This window comes from Leyella lascolaii (genome assembly GCF_900079775.1).
Taxonomy (GTDB): Bacteria; Bacteroidota; Bacteroidia; order Bacteroidales; family Bacteroidaceae; genus Prevotella; species Prevotella lascolaii.
The window spans coordinates 116,922-137,717 of record NZ_LT556034.1; the positions used below are offsets into that span (position 1 = coordinate 116,922).

The window sequence follows — 20,796 nt, forward strand, 5'->3', positions numbered from 1 at the left end:
TGAGCCGCGCCCCCGTTCCGCCACCATCCGCGCACCGCCGACGACCGTCCGCAAGGCGACAAGGACAGCATGCCGCCACGCCATTGACCGCATTGGCGGCATACATACGGCACAATACAGCGTATGCGATACCGGCATACACGACGTGAAACGTCACGCCAAGCCGCATTGACCCACATACACCTTATTAATATATACACATCTGACGAAGCTCCGCAAACGACCAATGAAGCGACACATACGGAACACAAAATCCGTGTATTCCGCAACAAAATCCCACCGAGTCTTCAACGCTTTTACGCTTTGTTTATAACGTATGTCATATCAGCCTTAAATAACATGCAAAAAAGAACTTTCTTTCTGATTATTTGTATATTTTTGCCGTCCGCCGATAGAGAAACGGCTGTATGCAATCAGGTGTCTTTCAACACGAAACGCCGCAGCCGGTTTCCTCAGGCGCACAATTCAGGAACACTTAAAGACTATTGTATATACATTGTATTTAGGATTACAGATTATCAAACACGTCAGAGAATTATGAAACAAAACAGAAAAAGAGAATACATCTGTCCGCAATGCGCAGTCATACGGGTGGAGGGCGGCTCGCTGCTGGCAGGAAGTGTCAGGTTCGACGGCACTACAGAGAGCGGAGCCGACAACAGTCCCAAGGAGACAGAATGGGACAACCAGACCGTAGGAGGAGACGGATACGGCATTGGAGACGACAATTGGGACAACTTCTGACATCGGTATGCAAGAAGTGGTGAAACCTAATGTAAGAACAGCATCAATCGAACTAAGGACAAACATTAATTTAAGAAAGCAGACAAAATGATGAGAAAAGCAATCAGAAACATGATAGGAAGAATCCGTTTTCAGCGTGCGGCTGCCATATTACCGGCACTGCTGCTTGTCATGGCAGGCATGTCGTCGTGCTCGGAAAACGAAGATGTAAACGACGTTCCGGTGCCCACGGCTAAAGGCACGGGCGTGGAGTTCGCCCTGGGAATGGCAGGATGGAACGAGAGCGGAGCCGCACCGAGGCGCGCTCATGCCGCAGCGGCGCAGGCGAAAGGACCGTCTGACACGGAGACAAGGACAGCCGAGCTGGCTCCCGGAATATCGGCAAGCGTATGCATGACGCAGGAATACGCCACCGGCAAGGCGCGCGGACCAAGAAGAGCGGCTGCCACGAAGACACTAACAGCAGGTACATACACCATCATAGCCTATCAGGGAACGGCTGAACAGCACACTGAGAAGGCGAGGATGACGGCAGACTGGGACGGCACAGCGTTCACCCTGCACGGCTCAGGAGGCAAGAAGGCATACATGGAACTCGAACCGGGAGATTACACCTTCGTATGCTTCAACGACCGACTTGAGGAGAAGGACGGTGCGCTCGTCATAGCCAAGGACGGCACAACGCCCACATCCGACGACTACGCACAGGCTCTCGCCGGAACAGCCGCAGCCACAGTGAGCGACAAGAGTACGAAGGTGAGCCTCGTGCTGAGCCATCCGTTCGCAAGGGTGACGTTCAGGATAGTGGGCAACGGACTGAATGTCACAGCCAAGGACTATGACTACAGCGACGTGCAGAACCCCAAAGAGATAAGCTATACCACCAAGATAGGCACCAACGCATACCTGGAGTCAGCCACGGAGACGCTCGACCTGCAGAGGCTCAACCCTGTGAGTCTCTTGCCCGAAAAAGCCGATGCCTCCGCCCATACCGCCGACGGCGCAAGCGGCAAGCGTCCCCTCTCCTTCTGAGCGATAGCCACAGGAGCCACCGCAGACGCACCCGCAGCGTGGCTGAAGCAATTCCAATACGCGCAGAGCAACACCCTCTACTTCCCCGCCGGGACAAGTCTGAGAAACTATGACGTGATAGAGGACGGAGGCACGGCTACCATGATATACGGCAAGACGGTGAGTCTGGCAGATCTCTTCAGCACCGCCATGCCCGGCGGGACGCTTCAGGCAAACACCTCATACACCGTACTCATATACGTGTCTTACAACTTCAGATACCTCTTCAACGACGGCACCGTGGGCACACTCGCCGACAACTGGCGCACGAAAACGCCCATCGCCATTGTCACGAGCATGAAGGAGAAGGCGGCGATGGCGTTGAGAGACGCAGGAAACGCCACGTGGACGACCCGTGCAAAAGGAAAAATAAACAACAGCACATTCGGATATAACACCACGCCAATGTTCACCGACCCATACGGTTATGAGTATTCGTGGAATCCGGCATACTCATACGACGGTGTGACGGTGAAGGCGACAAGCGACGAGTTCCCCGCCTTCAAACTGGCGGCGCAATACAATCCCGGTGCGGAACTTACCGCAGAATGGCTCAAGAATCCGTCGGACAATGTGGATGAAAGGGCTGGCAAGTGGTACATACCGTCATTTGGAGAGATTCGCACGGCATATCAGAGCATAATGCACGGCAACTTCGCGCGCAAGAGCGGAAGCAAAATAGAGATAAGAGAGTTCACCCGAAGCGACTTCGATTACTACCTCTTCAGAGGCAATCTGCTCAACATCGGTTTCAGCCAGGCAGGCGGAAAGGCACCGGGCGGAACATACTGGAACAGTACGGAAGGCTGGTATTACGATACATCATATTTCGGTGCGATGTCGTTCGACCCTGGAACGCTCACATGCAGCACCCACGCCAGCGTGGCAGGCGGCAATCTGCAATACAAAAGCGTGCGTCCGTTCATCCACTTCAAATGACGTGAGACACACTCATATCTGCCGCTCCGGATCATATACGTCACCCGAACATCCTGCCGGATGCGTATGAGAGAGAGCGGCAAACGCGATAAACGCCACGAGGCGACGCCCGTAGGACACGATGTCCCGACAGGCGTCGCCTCGTCATATATATCCCGTCGGTGTCCTATCCGCTCATCTCGCGCGTGAGCAGGCTCTCGAGTTCCTCCGCCGACAGGCGCAGGCGGAAGTCGCCCTTTATAGCCACCGATATGCGCCCCGTCTCCTCCGACACCACCACGGCAATGGCGTCGCTGCTCTGCGATATGCCCAGCGCGGCGCGGTGGCGCAGACCCAGGTCCTTGGGAATGTCGTGGCTGTGCGACACGGGCAGTATGCATCCGGCGGCGCGGATGCGTTTTTTAGCTATGATCATGGCTCCGTCGTGCAGCGGCGAGTTCTTGAAGAAGATGTTCTCTATGAGTCTCTGGTTGATGTTGGCGTCTATCAGGTCGCCCGTCTCCACGATGTCGTCGAGCCTCACCGTGCGCTCTATGACTATGAGCGCGCCCACCTTACCCCTCGCCATGTCGATGCACGCCATCACGATGGGCATGATGGTCTGCTTGTCAGCCCCGGTCTCCTTCGAGCCGTTGCCCGAGAAGAAGAACCGCGTCACCATCTGGAAGCGGCGGTGTGTGCCGAGCGTATAGAGAAACTTGCGTATCTCTTCCTGGAAAAGCACGATGAGTCCTATCACACCGACGCTCACCAGCTTGTCCATAATCGACCCGAGGAGACGCATCTCTATAATCTGGCTCACGAAAAGCCATACTATCACGAAGACGATGATGCCTATGAAGACATTGAGCGAACGGCTCTCCTTCATGAGGCGGTAAACATAATAGAGCATCATCGCCACAAGGACGATGTCCACCACATCCTTTATTCCGAAATCTATCATTGCTGTCGGTTCTTTCAGTTATACTTCATTACATGTCCGCACTGCCTGTCAGAGGTCAGAAGAGCCGTCCGCACGCATGGCTCCCACTATCCTCACAGCCTCCACACACTCCCTCACATCGTGCACGCGCAGTATGGACGCGCCCTTGAGCAGGGCGATGGTGTTGAGCGCGGTGGTGCCGTTGAGCGCGCCGGAGGCATCCGTATGGAGCAGTCGCGATATCATGCTCTTGCGCGATATACCCACGAGCAGCGGCAGCTCAAGCTCGTGCAGGCACTCCAAAGAGCCCATTATGCTGTAGTTCTGCTCAAGCGTCTTGCCGAAGCCGAAGCCCGGGTCGAGTATCACGTCCTTCACGCCAAGGTCGCGCAACTGCTGCACCTCCTCCGCGAAAGCCTTCATCATGCTGTACAGGTCGGGCTTTACAGACATCAGTATGTAAGCCACGCCGAGGCGCGCCACAGTCTCAAACATGCTTTCCTCCTCATGTATCGGCGTGTTGACAATGCCCGTTATGCCACCCTCCGACACGTCGTTTATGATGTCGGCTCCGAACTCCTCCACGCACATCCGCGCCACCGAGGGACGGTAGGTGTCGACAGACAGTACGGCGTCGGGCTGTTCGCGACGCACTATGGCGAGCGCGCGTCGCAGCCGTCCGGTCTCCTCCCGGCAGCTCACCTCAGCCGCCCCCGGACGTGTGGAGAACGCGCCCACATCAATTATCTCTCCGCCCTGTTCCACTATCTCGTTAGCCCTGTCGGCTATCTCCGCCTCCGTCTGCCGCCGGCTTCCCTCAAAGAACGAGTCGGGTGTGGCGTTGAGGATGCCCATCACCTTCGGTTCGGACAAGTCGAGGAGTCTTCCTCCCGCGTTTATTGTGTATGTAAAAGCTTTCATAACTTCTGTTTTTTCTGATATATAATGCCTGTCATATGCAATGACAGTGCAAGGCGAGTGCAGCAACAAGGCGGGAAAACGGAGTTTTACCAGACTTGATACTGCCGAGCCACAGCCTGTCATATGCAATGATAATGCAAGCGATGGCAATGAGAGATTGCTCTCATATTGCCGAGTGCAGCTTATCATATGCAATGACAGTGCAAGGCGAGTGCAGCAGCAAGGCGGGAAAACGGAGTTTTACCAGACTTGATACTGCCGAGCCGCAGCCTGTCATATGCAATGATAATGCAAGCGAGGGCAATGAGAGCTTGCTCTCATATTGCCGAGTGCAGCTTATCATATACAAAGATAATATAAAATACTTTATCCTACTCCTCCCCTAATGTTATTTTCCCATAAAACTCCCGACTCACTCTTTATGCCAGCCATTAATGCGACAAAAACCTTCCGCAGACCCGGCATCGCTACCCCTCTTATGCGAAAAACATACTATTATTCACGCACTTACATCATGTCCCAACTCGGCGAGAGTGCCGCCGGAATGAAAAAAAACATCGGCGGCTGCAAATACGCGATTTTTCAGCGTTTTGCATAACACTCTGATATACAGCCATATACACAAGTCCGGCAGTCCGAACGGTTTTTCTGACGATGCGGAAGAGCCTTTTCCGCGCTGCCGGAAAGCCTCTTTCATGGCGCAAGACATGCTTTTCCACAGTCCGGAACAGCCTCTTCAGGCATGCTGGAGAGCCTTTTTTTCACATTGAGAAAGTGAGAACCGGATGATTATACATATTTTTCCGACTTTTATTCACGTTTCAGCCACGTCGTCACTCTGTTTCAATAATTCCGTCTGTCAAAATATTTTACTTTCCTATATGCATGCTTGCATAAAACAAACTGCGCCCGGCAATATGAGAGCAAGCTCCCATTGCGCCCACCGGCGTTGTTATTTTTCACCCCGAATAACCCCGTGATGCGGAGCGCGTACATCCCCTTGCGGATGGCGGAAAGCAGCAACGGCATTACAATTTTAATAATATTCGGCTTTGGATATATATTTTTTGAATTATTTTATTTATTTTTGCACAGCGTTATTACACACACTCCAGTTTATAGGAAATTTGGAATAGCGATACCAATAATTCTCTATAATATTCACATAAATCAAACATCAAAAGTTAACAATGATTAAGAAAAACATTAATGTTTTAGCTGCCGTCGCTTTGATAGCGACAGGTGCTATCGTCGCCGGAGCGTGTTCCGACAGCGATTATGATTTCGACGAAATCGACAGCACGGTAGGCATCGGCGGAGAACTTACCATTCCGGCAAGCACCACCGACACAATCAGACTGGAAGACGTGCTCGACCTCGACAACAGCGACTGCGTGACAGTGAAGGACAACGGCGACTACGTGTTCGAACAGCAGGGCGGAGAGATTGACGTAACGGAAATCAGAGTGGAAGGTTTCACCATTATGGAAAAACTGACAAGCGGACAGGCTTTCGTCATCGACCTTGAAAGCCTTGCCGGACAGAACGCCAAGGCGCGTGCAAACACACGTTTCTCAAACACACAGCGGATAAGACGCTTCACCTACGACGGCCATTCGGACGACGTGGTGGACCTCACGCGCGTGAGCATCAACCCCGCCTCGATGGACCTGAGCGTGCAGTTCCCCGACGGACTGAGCGCCGTCATGCCCGTGATAGACAGGCTGCAGCTCTTCCTGCCGGGCTATATTGTCGTGACAGACGTGAGGGGCAACGGCAACGGAACGCTCTCGCACAGCGGTCCGGTCATCACTCTGACAGGCGTGAACACATCGCACGACCTATCGCTCACGGTGACGACAGACGAACTCGACTTCTCCGCGGGCAACATGGAGAACGGTGAGCTGAGCATAGAGAACGGAGACATAACCCTTACAGGAGACATAGACATGAGTCTGGACGCCACGCTCGACATCACAGGCGTGCCCTCGCAGACCCGCTTCGAGATAAACAACACGTTCAGTCTGGACACGTTCCGTCCGGTGTCGGCGTCGGGACGGTTCAACCCCTCAATCAATCTTAACAGTCTCGGAAACATAGAGATAACCGGCATACCGGAGTTCCTGACCGACGGCGACGTGCGTGCCGACCTCGACAACCCGAGGATAATGGTGTCGATAGACAACACAATGAACGCCACGGGACTTGTTTCGGGCACCATCATCGCCACAAAGGACGGACACGAGAGTGCAAAAGTGACCGTGCCGCAGATGACCGTCCATCCGGCAACGACCACCCACATATGCATCTGCCGCAAGAAAACGGCGGAGATAGAGGCTGAGTATGGCAGCAACGCATATGAGGTGCCGGACCTCTCGACACTCATAGAGAAGATACCGGACAACATATCCTTCGACGCGAAGGCGATGGCGGACAAGGACAGGGAAAGCGAGTTCATGCTCGACCACACCTATACCATCAAGCCGAGCTACACCGTGGAGGCTCCCATAGCGTTCGCGGAGAACGCCAGCATCGTGTATAAGGACTCGCTCGACGGATGGCACGAGGACCTGGAGGACTACGACCTGAGCGACGACGCAGCCGTATGCGTGACCGCAACGATAGAGAACCGCGTGCCGGCTTACCTCACACTGACAGCCACTCCCATCGACACGGAGGGCAACGACATCAGTTCTGACGTGAACGTGGAGGTTTCCAACACCGTCATAGCGTCGCCCGACGGGGAGAACTCGGCATATACGCCGCTCACGATAAACATCACCAAGAAGACGGCTGACGCCATGAGAAAGATCGACGGTCTGCGTCTCACCATTCAGGGCAAGGCAAAATCGGACGACGGAACGGAAAGCGTGACGGGAAAGACGCTCAATGCGAAGAAGCATTTCCTCATCGCACGCGACCTGAAAATAAAGATTACAGGCAAAGTGATAGCCGACTTCAATTAACCAACAAACCAACGACAGAAAAATGAAAACCATATACAGAAACATCCTCACGGTGATAATCGTGATGACGGGATGCTGTGCCACGGCGCAGACCCTCAACTCGGCATACTTCACAGACGACTACAAGTACCGCCACATGCTCAACCCGGCGATGGGAAACGAGCAGGGCTACGTGTCGCTGCCGGCACTCGGAAACATCAGCATCAAGCTAAGCGGCAACTTCGGCTATCAGGATGTCATCATGCACAACCCCATGTATCCGTCGCAGAGCGGCAAGAAGATGACCACGTTCATGAATCCATACATATCCGCAAACGACGCTCTGAGCGGCTTCAGCAAAGGAAACAACCGCATAACGGGCGACATCGGGCTGACCATACTGTCGGCAGGATTCAAGGCTTTCGGCGGATACAACACCTTCGAGATAAACTCCAAGAGCACTGTGGGATTGTCGCTGCCGTACGGTCTGTTCGAGTTTGCCAAGAACATAGGCAACAAGACGTATGACATAGGCGACATAAACGCGCACGCGCAGTCGTATGCCGAGATAGCGCTCGGACACTCCCGGCAGATAAACGAGAAGCTCCGGGTGGGCGCGAAGGTGAAGGTGCTGGTGGGTCTGGCACGCGCCGACGTGAGAATGAAGAACATAAAGGCTGACCTTGCGGGCGAGGACAAGTGGTCGATATCGGGCGAGGCTGCGGCTGACGTGTCGATGAAAGGCTTCTCCTATGTCTCTGAGGAGAAGGAATATAATGTGGAAGGCAGCGGCACTTACGAATGCGTGAACGACGTCGACGTCGATGGCTTCGGCGTGGGAGGCTTCGGTATGGCTGTCGATCTGGGCGGAGTGTACGAGATAAACGACGACTGGACGGTCAGCGCGTCGGTTCTTGACCTCGGATTCATCAACTGGTCGAACGACATGGCAGCCGAGAACAGGTCGAAAAGCTTCATCTTCGACGGTTTCCACGACGTGTCGGTGACATCAGACCACGGTGAGGAGCTCGACGTGAAGGCTGACCGCTACGGAGACCAGATGGCTGACTTCGCCAACCTCACGGACATGGGCGACAAGGGAGGACGCACCACCGGCATAGGAGCGACAATCAATCTGGGCGCGGAATACACACTGCCGGTATACCGGAAGGTGTCGTTCGGCGCGCTGTGGTCGTCGCGCATAAAAGGTCCCTATTCATGGACGGAAGGACGGCTGAGCGCGAACTACGCTCCGCTGAAGTGGCTCGACGGAGGCGTGAACTTCGCTGTGAACAGCTTCACGGCAAGCATGGGATGGGTGCTCAACATCCATCCAAAGGGCTACAACCTCTTCATCGGAATGGACCACATACTGGGCAAGACGAGCAAGGAGATGATTCCGCTCAGCTCAAACGCAAGCATCACTCTGGGAATGAACATCGCCTGGTAAGCGGGCACACATAGGAAAGCGGACACGCAAGGCTCTCCGTCACCGCCATAACGCGGCATATACGGGTCAGCCTGTGCGTGTCCGCTTTATTTATATATGTGTGTCTGACTTATTTATATATATCCGCAGGAGACCGGACGTCTCCATACGGATGCATATCATTTCTTTATTGTCCCGAGCATAAGCCTCACAGCCTCCTCAAGCTGTTTGTCCTCGCCTCCGAGCTGTTGCTCCGGTGTGTTGTAAACCTCCACGTCCGGCTCCAGCTCCTGGTTCTCCAGATAGTGTCCCTGCATGTCTCTCACACCCACCTGAGGTATTCCGAACACGAGCGAGGGGTCTATCTGGGTTTCCCACCACACCGCTGTCATGGTGCCGGGAACAGGCGCGCCCACGAGCTTTCCTATGCCGAGAGTCTTGTAAACCCACGGGAAGCCGTGCGCGTTGGAGTAGTTGTCCTCGCAGACAAGCACGCATGAAGGCTTGCACCACTTGTTATACGGATCGCTGCCGATGTATTGTCCGCGCGGCGCAAACTGCTGATACTCCTTTCCGCTGAGCAGTGTGGCGAGGTCGTCGTGCAGCCATCCGCCGCCGTTATGGCGTGTGTCGACTATCACGGCTTCCTTGTTGCGGCAGCGGCCGAGCACCTCCGAGTAGACCTCACGGAAGCTCTCGCTGTCCATACCCTTCACATGCACATATCCTACCTTGCCTCCCGACAGCTCGTCCACCTTCTTACGGCAGTTCTCAACCCACCGTTTGTAGAGCAGATTGCGCTGCGCTCCGTAGCTGATAGCCTTCACCTGCTGCTCGAAACGCTTGCCTGTGGCAGGGTCGTATACAGCGAGCAGCACTTTCTTTCCGGCTTCTCCGGCAAGCAGCGGATAATAGTCCTCACCGGCTTTTATCTCCTTGTTGTTTATCTTCTCTACTATGCAGCCCGCCTTTATCTTCGAGTCTGCCCTGGTGAGCGGTCCTCCCGCTATCACCTCCACTATCTTCAAGCCGTCTCCCTCATACTTGTTGTCGTAGAAAGCACCGAGACATGCCGTCTGCTGCGCGGCTCCCGTGCCGCCGTAGCGTGCCCCTGTGTGTGAGCCGTTCAGCTCGCCGAGCATCTCCGAAAGCATCTCCTGGAAGTCGTAGTTGTTGTTGATGTAAGGCAGATAACGCGCGTACACATTCTTATATCCATCCCAGTCCACACCGTGTATGTTCGGATCGTAGAACTTGTCTTTCACCTGCCGCCACACGTGATTGAATATATAGTCGCGCTCTTTTGCCGGACGCAGGTCGAACTCCGCCCTGAACGAGATGTTGCTCACCTTGTTTCCGGCGGTCTGTATCTTCTTCATCTGACCTCCGGTGCACAGATACAGGTTCTCGCCTTTCTTGTCCTGAATCATGCTTCCGCCTCCTATGCCCTTTATTATGAGCTTTGTGGAGTTCTCGCGGAAGTTGCGTTCCCAAAGGTCGAAGCCTCCCTCGAAAGCCGCGCAGTAGTAAAGCTTGTCGCCCTTTGGCGTGAGCACGGCGTCGCCCATGCGCGATGAGTTTATCGTAAGACGCATTATCCTGTCGCGACGGTTGGCAAGATCGAAGACAAGGTCTTTCTTCTTGTCGTCCTTCTTGTCCTTTTTGTCTTTCTTTTTCTTGCTGTCTTTCTTCTTGTCAGCGTCGTCCTTCTTGTCCGCGTCTCCGTCTTTCTTCTCGTCGGAATCCTTGTTCATCTCCTCCTCGAGGGCGAGTTCTTCCTTGTTAAGACGGAATTTGTCGTAGGCTTCGGCATCGAAGAACATGATGTAAGTGTCCGACTCGGCGCCCCAGCTGCCGTGACTGCGGTAACCGGCACGGTCGGACGACCATATCATAGCCTTTCCGTCGAGCACCCATTTGGGGTTGCCGTCGGTATATCCGCTCTCAGTCAGATTGGTCACCTCGCCGCTTCCGTCAGCCTTGACGAGCGCGATGTCGGTGTTGTTCCATCCTCCCACGCCTATATAAGAGGTGAGAAACCACTTGCTGTCGGGCGACCACTGGTAGTTCTGGTCACCGTCGCTGTATGAGTAATTGAACTTTCCGTCGAGCACAGTGCGCACTTTCCTGCTCTTGAGGTTTATCACACGCAGCGTGGTACGGTCTTCGAGGAACGCCACCTCCTTGCCGTCGGGCGAGTATTCAGGCTGGAACGACGGTTTGTCGGTCACGACAAGAGGCTCTTCCTTCAGCTCCTGCGCATAGGTGAAATACTTGTCTTCCTTGCGCACGAGGCTGCTCTGGTATATTCCCCATACACTGTCGCGCTCGGCGGAATATACGAGCGAGCGTCCGTCGGGGCTGAAGCTGATGTTGCGTTCCTGCTGCGGCGTGTTGGTGATCTGGCGTGTCGTCTCGTAGTCAACCGACGTCACATACACGTCTCCGCGCACTATGAACGCCACCTCCTTGCCGTTCGGCGACACAGCCATGTCTGTGGCACCGCTTCTGAAGGTGCGGTTGAGCACGTCGTTCTCAACCCGGTCGGTGACAATCTCCACCTTCACTTTCGACGGCTGTGCCCCTTCGCGCATGGTGTATATCTCTCCGTCGTAGCCGTAACACAGTGTTCCGTTGTCAGCGACAGTGAGAAACCTCACCGGATTCTTGGTGTGTTGTGTGACCTGGCTGTGGTTTCCGTCAGACAGACTGTATTTGTAGACATTGAAACTTCCGTTCTCCTCGCTCAGATAATAGAACGAATCACCGTCCGGCGCCCACACCGGATTACGGTCTTCACCCCGGAATGACGTCAGTTTCCTGTAAGAACGGTTCTCTCCGAGAGTGCACATCCATATGTCGCGGGTGATGGACGACCGGTGATGCTTGCGCCAGTTGTCCTCATATCCCTTCATGTCGTGATAGAGAAGTCTGCCTCCCGACTTGTCCAGAGAGAGATTCTGCATGACCATCGACGAGAACATCACAGGTCTGCCGCCGCTTGTCGGCACGCTGTAAATCTGCGAGAACTGACCTCCCGGAAACTGTATGTCCCTGTAGTCCTGCTGTATCGACGCGGAGAAAAGCACGTGCGTGCTGTCCGCGAACGTCTCCGGATACTCGTTGGCAGAATGTGTGGTGAGCCTCGTTGGGGCTCCTCCGTAACGGCTCATGATGAAAACGTCGAACCCGCCGTTGCGGTCTGACGCGAAAGCAATCTGCCTGCCGTCGGGCGACCATACCGGTCGCGTGTCGTGGGCAGGGTGTGTCGTGAGCTGTGTGGCGCGTCCGCCGTCTGCCGGAACGGTGAATATGTCACCGCAATAAGTGAACGCGATGGTCTTGCCATCGGGCGAAATGGCAGGATAGCGCATCCATAACGGACCGTCCTGAGCCTGTGCCGCCCCCGCCGCAAGCAGCACTGAAGCCATTAGTAAAAGTCTTTTCATACCATATGTTGTTTTGAATAGTGTTATTGCAATTACCGTCCGCCCTCGCTTAAAGGATTAGCATGATATACAGGCGCGGACTTTCCGAAGCGTCACACCGGCTCTCCCGGCATGCAAGAGAATGATGTCAATTCATTCAAATATCAGCAAATTTACACATTTTTTTTAGTTTCCGACGTCATTGAAACCTATTTTTCAACATCACACAATCATAATGTCAGTCCACATCCACGCCTCCACCGACTCGTCCCCCGGCACGGGCAGCAGTGCGGAAGAGGGCGCGGAGACTCACGCTACGGCACCAATCATCGCACAAATGAGACTGCTCTGACAAGCGGACGGGACGAATTTGTTGTACCAAAAACGCGCGTAATCCGAACATTTTGTGTAAGTTTGCACCGCATTTTTTATATAATAACGTACAAGTCATGGAAATAGAACATCTGTACAGACTATTCTCTGAACATCAGACTGTAACGACCGACAGCCGCGACTGTCCCGAAGGCTCCATCTTCTTCGCCCTGAAGGGAGAGTCGTTCGACGGAAACAGGTTTGCCGAAACCGCCCTTCAGAAGGGCTGTTCCTATGCAGTGATAGACGAACCGGAGTATGCGCGCGACGAGAGATACATCGTCACGGACAACGCGCTCGCCACTCTCAAGCAGCTGGCACGCCACCACCGCCGGCAGTTCGACATACCCGTGATAGGCATAACGGGCACAAACGGAAAGACAACGACCAAGGAACTCGTGGCTGCCGTGCTGTCGAAGAAGTACAAAGTGCTGTATACCGAGGGCAACTTCAATAACGACATCGGTGTGCCCAAGACTCTCCTGCGCCTGAGAAAGGAGCACGAGATAGCCGTGATAGAGATGGGCGCGAGCCATCCGGGCGACATCAAGACGCTCGTGGAGACCGTCGAGCCCGACTACGGACTGATAACCAACGTGGGGAAAGCCCATCTGCAGGGCTTCGGGTCGTTCGAGGGAGTGGTCAGGACAAAGGGAGAGCTGTACGACTTCCTGCGCCACCGCAACGGCTCGAAGGTGTTCATAGACGCCGCCAACAGACATCTGGCAGGCATATCGGGAGGTCTCGACCTCATAAAATACGCATGCGAGCCGATGGACGGACTGTATGTCGAGGGTGAGGTGACGTCGTGCGCGCCGCTGCTGTGCTTCAGATGGCGCGGCGGGGAAGGCGGTTGGCACGAGGTGGAGACGCACCTCATCGGCACCTACAACCTGTGCAACATGCTCGCCGCGGCAAGCATCGGACTGTATTTCGGTGTCGGCGACGATGCCGTAAGCGACGCTCTGGCGGGCTACATACCGAGCAACAACCGCTCACAGCTCGAGACCACGGAGCACAACAGGCTGATCGTGGACGCCTACAACGCCAACCCTACGAGCATGGCGGCGGCGATAAAGAACTTCAGCGACATGCAGGTGAGCCGCAAGATGGCTATTCTGGGCGACATGAGGGAGCTCGGCGACTCCTCGGAAGAGGAGCACCAGAAGGTGGCGGACATGCTGGAACACGCTGGCATAGACACCGTATGGCTCGTGGGAGAGGAGTTCGGCAAGACGCGATGCGCGTTCCGCAAGTTCGCAGATGCCGAGGAAGTGAAAGCCGAACTGAGAAAGAACATGCCCGAAGACCACTACATTCTTATAAAGGGAAGCAACGGAATGAAGCTCTATCAGCTTCCCGAACTGCTGTAGGAACGTCTGAACCGCAGCCACATCATCACCCCGGCTGCGGTCAGACCGAACGGGAACGCCATCCAGATGCCCACAAGCCGCATGCCGAGAACGAAGCCGCAGAAGTAGCCTACGGGCAGCGACACCACGAAATAGGCAATGAACGCGATGACCATAAGTGACTTCACGTCAGACGTTCCGCGCAAAGCGTTGGCGAAAAGAATCTGTAGTCCGTCGCCAAACTGATATATAAGGAACGGCAGCATGAGCGACACCACAGACGAGGCTACCTCCAGACTGTCGGTGAACCAGCCTCCGAGCTGATGGCGCAGACAGAACACTATGCCGGACAACACTATCTCCAGAGCAAGCATGAGGCGGAAACCGGCACTCACGGTAAGGCGTACGCCGTCACGGTCGGACTGTCCGTGGAAGCTGCTCACACGTATGGCGACAGCCGCTCCGAGCCCGTAGTATATCATGAACGTGAACTGCGAGATGGTGAGCATCACCTGATGAGACGCCAGAGCCACCGTGCCGAGCCAGCCCACCATGACCACACTCAGGCTGAAAGACGCCGTCTCCATGCCCATCTGCAGCGCGACGGGCCAACCGAGTGCATTGAGCCGTCTCACCATGCCGCGCGACCAGCCCAACGCCACAAACCCCGCACGGTAGCGACGGTAGCGTCGCGAGCGCGCGAAAATCACCATGAAGACCACCACCATCATTATTCTCGAGAACAGGGTGCTTATTCCCGCGCCCAGCACTCCAAGCTCCGGAAAGCCCATCTTGCCGTATATGAGCAGGTAGTTGCCGAAGATGTTGAGCACGTTTCCGCCGAGAAGGATCCACATAGACACCCGTGTGTCGGTGATGCCGTCGGCAAACTGTTTGAAGGCATTGAAGAGCATGACAAACAGCAGGGACACTATGAGCACAAGGAAATAGGGACGTATGAGTGGAAGAAGCTCCGCGGGTTGACCCATGCGGTGCACATTGAAGTAGACGACGAGCATAAGTGCCGACATCATAACAGCCACCACGGCGTTTGAAAGAAGGCTGCAGCGCAGTGCCTGACCTGCTTCCGCCTTGTGCCCGGTGCCGAAAAGGGCTCCCACGACAGGCGTAAGTCCGTAGGAGAAACCCGTGCCGAAGATGATGACCATGTTCATAATGTTGTTCACGAACGAGGCTGCGCCAAGGTCGGCGGTGCTGTGGTGTCCCACCATCATGGTGTCGGCGAAACCGAGGATTATAACCCCGAGCTGACCTATCATTATGGGCAGCCCGACAGAAAGCAGCGACTTGTAGTGCTGCATGTATTTAGCGTCTGAAAGATTCATAGTATACAATAATATATGCCTGCGCCAAGCACGCCGCGACGCATGCCCGACCGGAAAGGAACAGCCTGCGCTCCGGAGGCTCACCAGAAACGGTTGGCGGCGGAGTCGTACTCGAAGCCCGCCGCGGCAAGCTTGCAGACGATGGCTTTCTTGTCTACATTCATATCATCACAAAGACTGTCGAGCGATGCGTAACAGTCTCTCAGTTTCATGTTGATGACGCTGAACAGCATCATCGGATCATCAGGCAGATTCATAATAAAAATAACTTTTTGACAGCCGACATCATCAGTATGTGACGTCAGGCGGAAGAGACAGCCCTGCTGTTTGCGGGTGCAAAGATACAATAAATAAAGCAGACAATTCGTCAGATTGCTTTTTTTCTTGTACTTTTGCATAAGACAGGCTGCGCAGGCAGCCCAAGACAAGTCTCTCATTTCATCATGTTCGCACTTTAAAAAAGCATATACCACGTGTCACCGGCAGTAACGCCACAGCATGTCTGCTGCCCGTAAGCACGTCAACGGTAAAAGAAAAACAACAAAAGGAAAATACTATATGGACATAGAAAAGATTATGGAAATGAGCCTCTTCGGCATAAGCATACACGCGGTGCTGAGGTTCTGCATCAAGGCGGCGATAATATACTTGTTCGTACGCATTGTGACTGGTCTCGTGAAATATTTCTTCAACCGCTCGCTAAAGAGGCAGGGACGACTCGTCACGCTCGATGAGACGAGGACAAGCTTCATCCGCCAGATGGTGGTGGCGGCTGTATACATCGTCGGCTGCGCGGCTTTCCTCTCGCTGATACCGGGTATGGAGAAGATAAGCAACTCCATTCTCGCCAGCGCGGGAATCCTCGCCATGGCGGTGGGTCTTGCCTCGCAGGAGGCTCTGTCTAACATTGTGAGCGGTCTGTTCATCGTGTTCTCAAGACCGTTCAAGGTGGGCGACTTCATCAACGTGGACGACATAGTGATAGGAACGGTGACGGAGATAACGCTGAGGCACACCGTCGTACGCAACGCGGAGAACAGAATGATAATCATACCGAACAGTAAGATAAGCTCGAGCACCATCATCAACTCGTCGTTCGGGGAGGAGGCGACATGCGCCTTTGTGGAGGTGGGCGTGTCGTACACCACCGACCTCGACTTCGCCATGGACGTGATGCGCGACGAGACGATGCGTCACCCAATGCTCATAGACCACCGCAGCCCGAAGGAAAAGACCGACGGCACACCGCAGGTGGTGATAAGGGTGACAAACCTCGGCGACTCTGCCATCACTCTGAGGGCGTGGGCGTGGGCTGCGACACCTGGAAACGCCTTCGTGATGAAGTGCGATCTGCTGAAGTCGATAAAGGAACGGTTCGACAGGGAGAACATCGAGATACCTTATCCTTACTTCAACCAGATTGTGACAACACAGAAAAGCTGAGCCTCAACGACAGCTTTCATCGGAAAGTTCCCGCACCATGACAGTGGTGCGGGAACTTTTTTTATAGTCCTGACCGGCGGACCGGAAACGTCGCTCAGGCTTATGCGCCATTTCACATAAATGACACGGAATGCGAACAACAGCACAACGTCAACCGTGCGAGAATCGCGCAGAGTCATCCGCAAGGCAATACGCCTGCAAATACGCGGTTTTTCGGGCGTTATCATAACTTATTAAAGCACAGTCATTTACACCGGACAGTCCGCCAATCATGCCTTTATCATCATGCGAAAGAGCCTTTTCCGCAGTGCCAAACGGGCTTTTTCGTGTAATGAAAGAGCCTTTTCCGCATCATAAAAGAGCCTGTTCCGCTCATAGAAATACCTTTTCCGTAACGTGGAACGGATTTTATCACAGTAAATAAACAGTGAATCCGCAACATAACAGGGCTTTTACCGTCATCCCTATCCACCTCCGCCATGCCGCAGGAACATTTTCAGTGCAAGTCCGTATCCTGTTTTGCAGATTATGACTGTCAAAATTTTTTACTGCCATAAAGCAAAAAGGCAGCAGCCAATCGCACATTGAGAAACATCCAGGACGCACCGCCACCGCGCCCGCACAATCACTTTCGCAATATAATATCGCTGCCTCCCTAAAGTAGAGACGCAAAATCTTGCGTCTCACAAGCAAAGAACGCAACCCTCATAAGCATATACCCATCGGTTCTCTTTGCACTTACCTTCTCGGGAGACGCAAGATTTTGCGTCTCTACAGGCTGACGCCATCGCGCCCACACAACTACTTTCGCTACATGATATCGCTGACTCCCTAAAGTAGAGACGCAAAATATTGCGTCTCACAAGCAATAAACGCAGACGTCATAAGCATATCATCACCGGCTCTCATTGCGCTTATCTCATCGGGAGACGCAAGATTTTGCGTCTCTACAGGCTGACGCCAACATTATTCTATCACGAATATGCGGAGGCAACACCGCACTAACAACACACTCACCACACCACACTTCTCCTCCCACTGACACCGCACCATCCACGCACCGCCACATCTCCGCCTCATCAGTACAAACAAAAAAACGCCCGGCAGGCGCAATGATGCGTCTCCGGGCGTAGTTGTCCACGACGGGTAAAAGCCGATGCCGTGTTTTTATTCCATCACAATCTTACGGGCATCTCCCTTATCGTCCTTCACGATGTTCACTCCCTTGACAGGCGCGGACATCTTGACACCGTTAAGGTTATAGTATGACAGATGTCCCGAAACATTGTCTGTGACTGCCGACGAGATGCCTGTAGAGGGCACCTTTGTCTTGTCGAAGTTGTCCATAAGCACCTTCATCCAGTGTCCGCCGACAACAGAACGCGCCTTGAATCCGACCATATTACCTGTCTTCGTGTTGTAGTAGTCGCTGATGGGCACACGTGATGACGTCTCGTTGATGTACTTATAGAGCGGTCCGACAAACCTCAGGAAGAGCTCGTCTGTGTCCGCCATCGCAGCCGACCACATTATCCAGTCGGTCTTCGAGATGTCCGAGCGGCTGTCGAGCGGCAGTCCGTAGGTGTTCTGCTTTCTGAGATAGTAAGCCACCTCACGCTTCATGGCGTTGTTGGGTATGAGGTTCAGCCCCCAGAGCTTGTCCCACACCATGTTGTATTTCTGCCCCCACGTGCCTTTCCTGTCGTATGCCAGGCGGTAGTGGTCGCCGTCGTTAGCCATCGACTCCCATTTTTCCGCCATCTCCTTTGCCTTTGCCATGTACTTGTCGGCGGTCTCGATGTCGCCCTTCATGCGCGCCATCTCCGAGAAACCGGCAATACCCATGATTGCCTTCATGGACAGATTGGCGTTGTGAGCCCAGTGTCCTGCGAAGTCGTCGGTGCAGAGCTGGTTCTCCGGATCCTGTCCGTTCTCCACGAGATAGTCAGTCCAGAGCTTTATGGTGTCCCAATACTGGTCGGCGAAAGAGGTGTTGCCGTCGAGCATCGAGAGCATAGCGCAGAGCGTGACCATGTTGCCCGACTCCTCCAGAGGCATGTTTCCTTCAAACCCGCCGTCCGCGTTGGGTCTGGTGATGGAGTAACGCTGTCCGTTGGCATGCGGATAGATGCCGAGGTCGTGAGCCGCGAAGGGGAAGCCCCAGCGGTCGGAACGGCAATACTCGAAGATGCTGCGCATCATCGCCTTCTGCAGTTCGGGGTTGTAGAGCAGGAAGAGCGGCGACTCGGGATAGGTGAGGTCCACGGTGTTGACGAATCCTCCTGAGTTGTTCTCCTTAGAGAAGAAGTAGAGGTTTCCGTTCGGTCCCTCAAACAGCTTGTGTGCCGCGATGCAGTGGCGGTAGGAAGCCGAGAGTATCTCCGCATACTCCTTGTTGCCCGAAGCGAGCGCATCGTCGTATATGCGTTTGTCCAGTTCGCGGCACCGTTTCATAATGTCGGTGTAGTTGTCGCGCAGTTCCTCGAACGCCTGATAGATGGTCTTGCCGTTCCGCGCCCAGTATCCCTTGTAGCGTTCGTTAAGATATTCAATGTCCCAAATCTCATCATAGCCTATCATTGCGAAGTTTGTGCCGGTCTTGACGCTGCCGAAGTCGTACATGAAAGCAAGTGTGGGATACTTCGACTTCTTCGCTCCCGCCATTGAAACCTTTGTGCGCGGCAGCTTGCCTTCGCTTGCAAACGTGTTCTCAACCTCAAGAGTGGACGCCAGACTCACCTCTCCGTTGATCTGAGGCAGATACACATAGCCCCAGTCTATGCATATGCCGTCGGAGCCTCTGCCCAGAATGGGCTGCGAGGTTGTGCCTCCGCTGATGTATCTGATGCCGTTCTGAGTCTTCAGCGACGACATTGTGGGCTGGTTGGTCTCGTTCACCGCCAGCTCGGGCGTTGTTGCGAGATAGAACTGCACGTCGTGTTCCTTGTCGTCGTTGGAACGCACCTGATAGGAGATGTAGTTGATTGGAGTGGACAGAAGGTCGAGATCGTCCATGAGCATCGGTGCGGTGAACACCACGTCGAGCATCACCGGACCGCACTCAAACGTGTAGTAGGTGTTTGTGGCAAGCACGTCCACCGACTTCTGCACAGCCTTCTTGATGTCCGCGTTCTGCGTCTTTGTATTGACATAGAGTCCGTAGTCCACATAAGCTCCGCCAGTGGTGTTGTGGCAGTGGGCTGCGATGACGTTCTCGCCCTCCTTGAGATAGCCTTTGGCAATGTCGGAGAGCTTTGCTGTCTCGCCCTGAAGCCATGTCTCACCCGTGCTTACCACAAGGTTGCCATTGATGTAGAGCTTGAACACATCATCGTGTGAATAGACCACATAAAGGTCTTTCGCGATGTCCTCGGCGGTGAGATTGACCTTACGGCGTACGTAAATGTCAGAGTTGGCATCAGTCCACGGTGTGTTGACATTGGGATACTCACCCGGCGAACCGAACGCTCCCTTCTTGGTTTCCCATCCGCTGTCGTCGAAGTCAGGTTCTGTCCAGGCAGTCCCATCCTGCTTTGTGGTGGTGGCTTTTGCCTCCCATATCTCCTCATCTGTCATTGGCATGAGTGTCTCATCGAGCACATACTCGCGCCCGACACCCATGAACCGGTATGTCACTCCGTCCACGCGGAGCAGTCCGTCAAGCGGTTTCTCGGCGTTGGTCCAGTGGCGCACGCTTCCCTCATTGAGCTCGTCGTAAGGCGACCAGAACGACACGTAAGGGTCGTTGACGAATATCGGCACCGAAGGAAGGCGCAGATCGGTCGTCTTGTACGGCTGGAAGAAGTCAGCAGACTGTGCTCCAGCAGACAATACTACGGCGATAGAAGCCGCAAGTGTCATGATTTTCTTCATATAAAAACTGT

13 protein-coding genes are annotated in these 20,796 nt (G+C 54.2%); 7 read left to right on the top strand and 6 right to left on the bottom strand.

What is annotated here, in order from left to right:
• The first annotated feature begins 537 nt into the window (after nt 1–537).
• The 3 genes from BN4609_RS00565 (at nt 538) to BN4609_RS00575 (ending at nt 2,754) form a co-directional block, all read left to right on the top strand.
• A complete protein-coding gene (locus BN4609_RS00565; RefSeq protein WP_068854880.1) occupies nt 538–744 on the top strand; it encodes a hypothetical protein in 207 nt (68 codons plus the stop codon).
• A gap of 111 nt (nt 745–855) precedes the next feature.
• On the top strand, nt 856–1,776 hold the full coding sequence (locus tag BN4609_RS00570) for a hypothetical protein (protein WP_164071536.1): 921 nt from the start codon (nt 856–858) through the stop codon (nt 1,774–1,776).
• Between the two features lie 114 nt (nt 1,777–1,890).
• Entirely contained in the window at nt 1,891–2,754 is an 864-nt protein-coding gene (locus tag BN4609_RS00575) for a hypothetical protein (RefSeq protein ID WP_068854885.1), read from the top strand.
• A 166-nt stretch (nt 2,755–2,920) separates the two neighbouring features.
• Here the strand turns inward: BN4609_RS00575 and cdaA are convergent, their stop codons facing one another.
• Complete coding sequence (gene cdaA, locus BN4609_RS00580; protein ID WP_068854886.1) at nt 2,921–3,697, bottom strand: diadenylate cyclase CdaA; 777 nt, start codon at nt 3,695–3,697, stop codon at nt 2,921–2,923.
• A 48-nt stretch (nt 3,698–3,745) separates the two neighbouring features.
• Nucleotides 3,746–4,597: a dihydropteroate synthase gene (folP, locus tag BN4609_RS00585; RefSeq protein WP_068854888.1), complete on the bottom strand. Its 852-nt coding sequence runs from the start codon at nt 4,595–4,597 to the stop codon at nt 3,746–3,748.
• Between the two features lie 1,190 nt (nt 4,598–5,787).
• Here folP and BN4609_RS00600 point away from each other — a divergent pair.
• Nucleotides 5,788–7,563, top strand: a complete 1,776-nt coding sequence (locus BN4609_RS00600; RefSeq protein WP_164071537.1) for a translocation/assembly module TamB domain-containing protein — start codon at nt 5,788–5,790, stop codon at nt 7,561–7,563.
• A gap of 22 nt (nt 7,564–7,585) precedes the next feature.
• Complete coding sequence (locus tag BN4609_RS00605; protein WP_068854892.1) at nt 7,586–8,992, top strand: DUF5723 family protein; 1,407 nt, start codon at nt 7,586–7,588, stop codon at nt 8,990–8,992.
• A gap of 158 nt (nt 8,993–9,150) precedes the next feature.
• Here BN4609_RS00605 and BN4609_RS00610 read toward each other — a convergent pair whose 3' ends face one another.
• Nucleotides 9,151–12,420 carry a S41 family peptidase gene (locus BN4609_RS00610; protein ID WP_068854893.1) on the bottom strand — a complete coding sequence of 1,090 codons (3,270 nt, stop codon included), beginning with the start codon at nt 12,418–12,420 and terminating at the stop codon, nt 9,151–9,153.
• 428 nt (nt 12,421–12,848) lie between these two features.
• On the opposite strand from BN4609_RS00610, the gene BN4609_RS00615 reads away from it, so the two are divergent.
• Nucleotides 12,849–14,144 carry a UDP-N-acetylmuramoyl-tripeptide--D-alanyl-D-alanine ligase gene (locus BN4609_RS00615; protein WP_068854894.1) on the top strand — a complete coding sequence of 432 codons (1,296 nt, stop codon included), beginning with the start codon at nt 12,849–12,851 and terminating at the stop codon, nt 14,142–14,144.
• On the opposite strand, the gene BN4609_RS00620 is transcribed toward BN4609_RS00615, so the two are convergent.
• Nucleotides 14,123–15,469 carry an MATE family efflux transporter gene (locus tag BN4609_RS00620; RefSeq protein ID WP_068854895.1) on the bottom strand — a complete coding sequence of 449 codons (1,347 nt, stop codon included), beginning with the start codon at nt 15,467–15,469 and terminating at the stop codon, nt 14,123–14,125. The two genes, BN4609_RS00615 and BN4609_RS00620, sit on opposite strands and share 22 nt — an antisense overlap.
• Nucleotides 15,470–15,549: 80 nt before the next feature.
• On the bottom strand, nt 15,550–15,726 hold the full coding sequence (locus BN4609_RS00625) for a DUF4250 domain-containing protein (RefSeq protein WP_021993561.1): 177 nt from the start codon (nt 15,724–15,726) through the stop codon (nt 15,550–15,552).
• 301 nt (nt 15,727–16,027) lie between these two features.
• Between BN4609_RS00625 and BN4609_RS00630 the strand changes: the two genes are divergently transcribed.
• Nucleotides 16,028–16,912, top strand: coding sequence for a mechanosensitive ion channel family protein (locus BN4609_RS00630; protein ID WP_164071538.1), 885 nt, complete (start codon nt 16,028–16,030; stop codon nt 16,910–16,912).
• Nucleotides 16,913–18,079: 1,167 nt separating this feature from the next.
• Here BN4609_RS00630 and BN4609_RS00635 read toward each other — a convergent pair.
• The gene (locus BN4609_RS00635; RefSeq protein ID WP_068854896.1) at nt 18,080–20,785 is read right to left on the bottom strand and encodes a glutaminase family protein; all 2,706 of its coding nucleotides are present in this window, start codon (nt 20,783–20,785) and stop codon (nt 18,080–18,082) included.
• Nucleotides 20,786–20,796: the final 11 nt, after the last annotated feature.

What these genes read in the sequence shown, in the direction of transcription:
- BN4609_RS00625 (WP_021993561.1), bottom strand. Translation starts at nt 15,726, where the DNA reads ATGAATCTGCCTGATGATCCGATGATGCTGTTCAGCGTCATCAACATG.
- BN4609_RS00565 (WP_068854880.1), top strand. Translation starts at nt 538, where the DNA reads ATGAAACAAAACAGAAAAAGAGAATACATCTGTCCGCAATGCGCAGTC.
- BN4609_RS00635 (WP_068854896.1), bottom strand. Translation starts at nt 20,785, where the DNA reads ATGAAGAAAATCATGACACTTGCGGCTTCTATCGCCGTAGTATTGTCT.
- BN4609_RS00630 (WP_164071538.1), top strand. Translation starts at nt 16,028, where the DNA reads ATGGACATAGAAAAGATTATGGAAATGAGCCTCTTCGGCATAAGCATA.
- BN4609_RS00605 (WP_068854892.1), top strand. Translation starts at nt 7,586, where the DNA reads ATGAAAACCATATACAGAAACATCCTCACGGTGATAATCGTGATGACG.
- BN4609_RS00600 (WP_164071537.1), top strand. Translation starts at nt 5,788, where the DNA reads ATGATTAAGAAAAACATTAATGTTTTAGCTGCCGTCGCTTTGATAGCG.
- BN4609_RS00570 (WP_164071536.1), top strand. Translation starts at nt 856, where the DNA reads ATGATAGGAAGAATCCGTTTTCAGCGTGCGGCTGCCATATTACCGGCA.
- folP (WP_068854888.1), bottom strand. Translation starts at nt 4,597, where the DNA reads ATGAAAGCTTTTACATACACAATAAACGCGGGAGGAAGACTCCTCGAC.
- BN4609_RS00615 (WP_068854894.1), top strand. Translation starts at nt 12,849, where the DNA reads ATGGAAATAGAACATCTGTACAGACTATTCTCTGAACATCAGACTGTA.
- BN4609_RS00620 (WP_068854895.1), bottom strand. Translation starts at nt 15,469, where the DNA reads ATGAATCTTTCAGACGCTAAATACATGCAGCACTACAAGTCGCTGCTT.
- BN4609_RS00610 (WP_068854893.1), bottom strand. Translation starts at nt 12,420, where the DNA reads ATGAAAAGACTTTTACTAATGGCTTCAGTGCTGCTTGCGGCGGGGGCG.
- cdaA (WP_068854886.1), bottom strand. Translation starts at nt 3,697, where the DNA reads ATGATAGATTTCGGAATAAAGGATGTGGTGGACATCGTCCTTGTGGCG.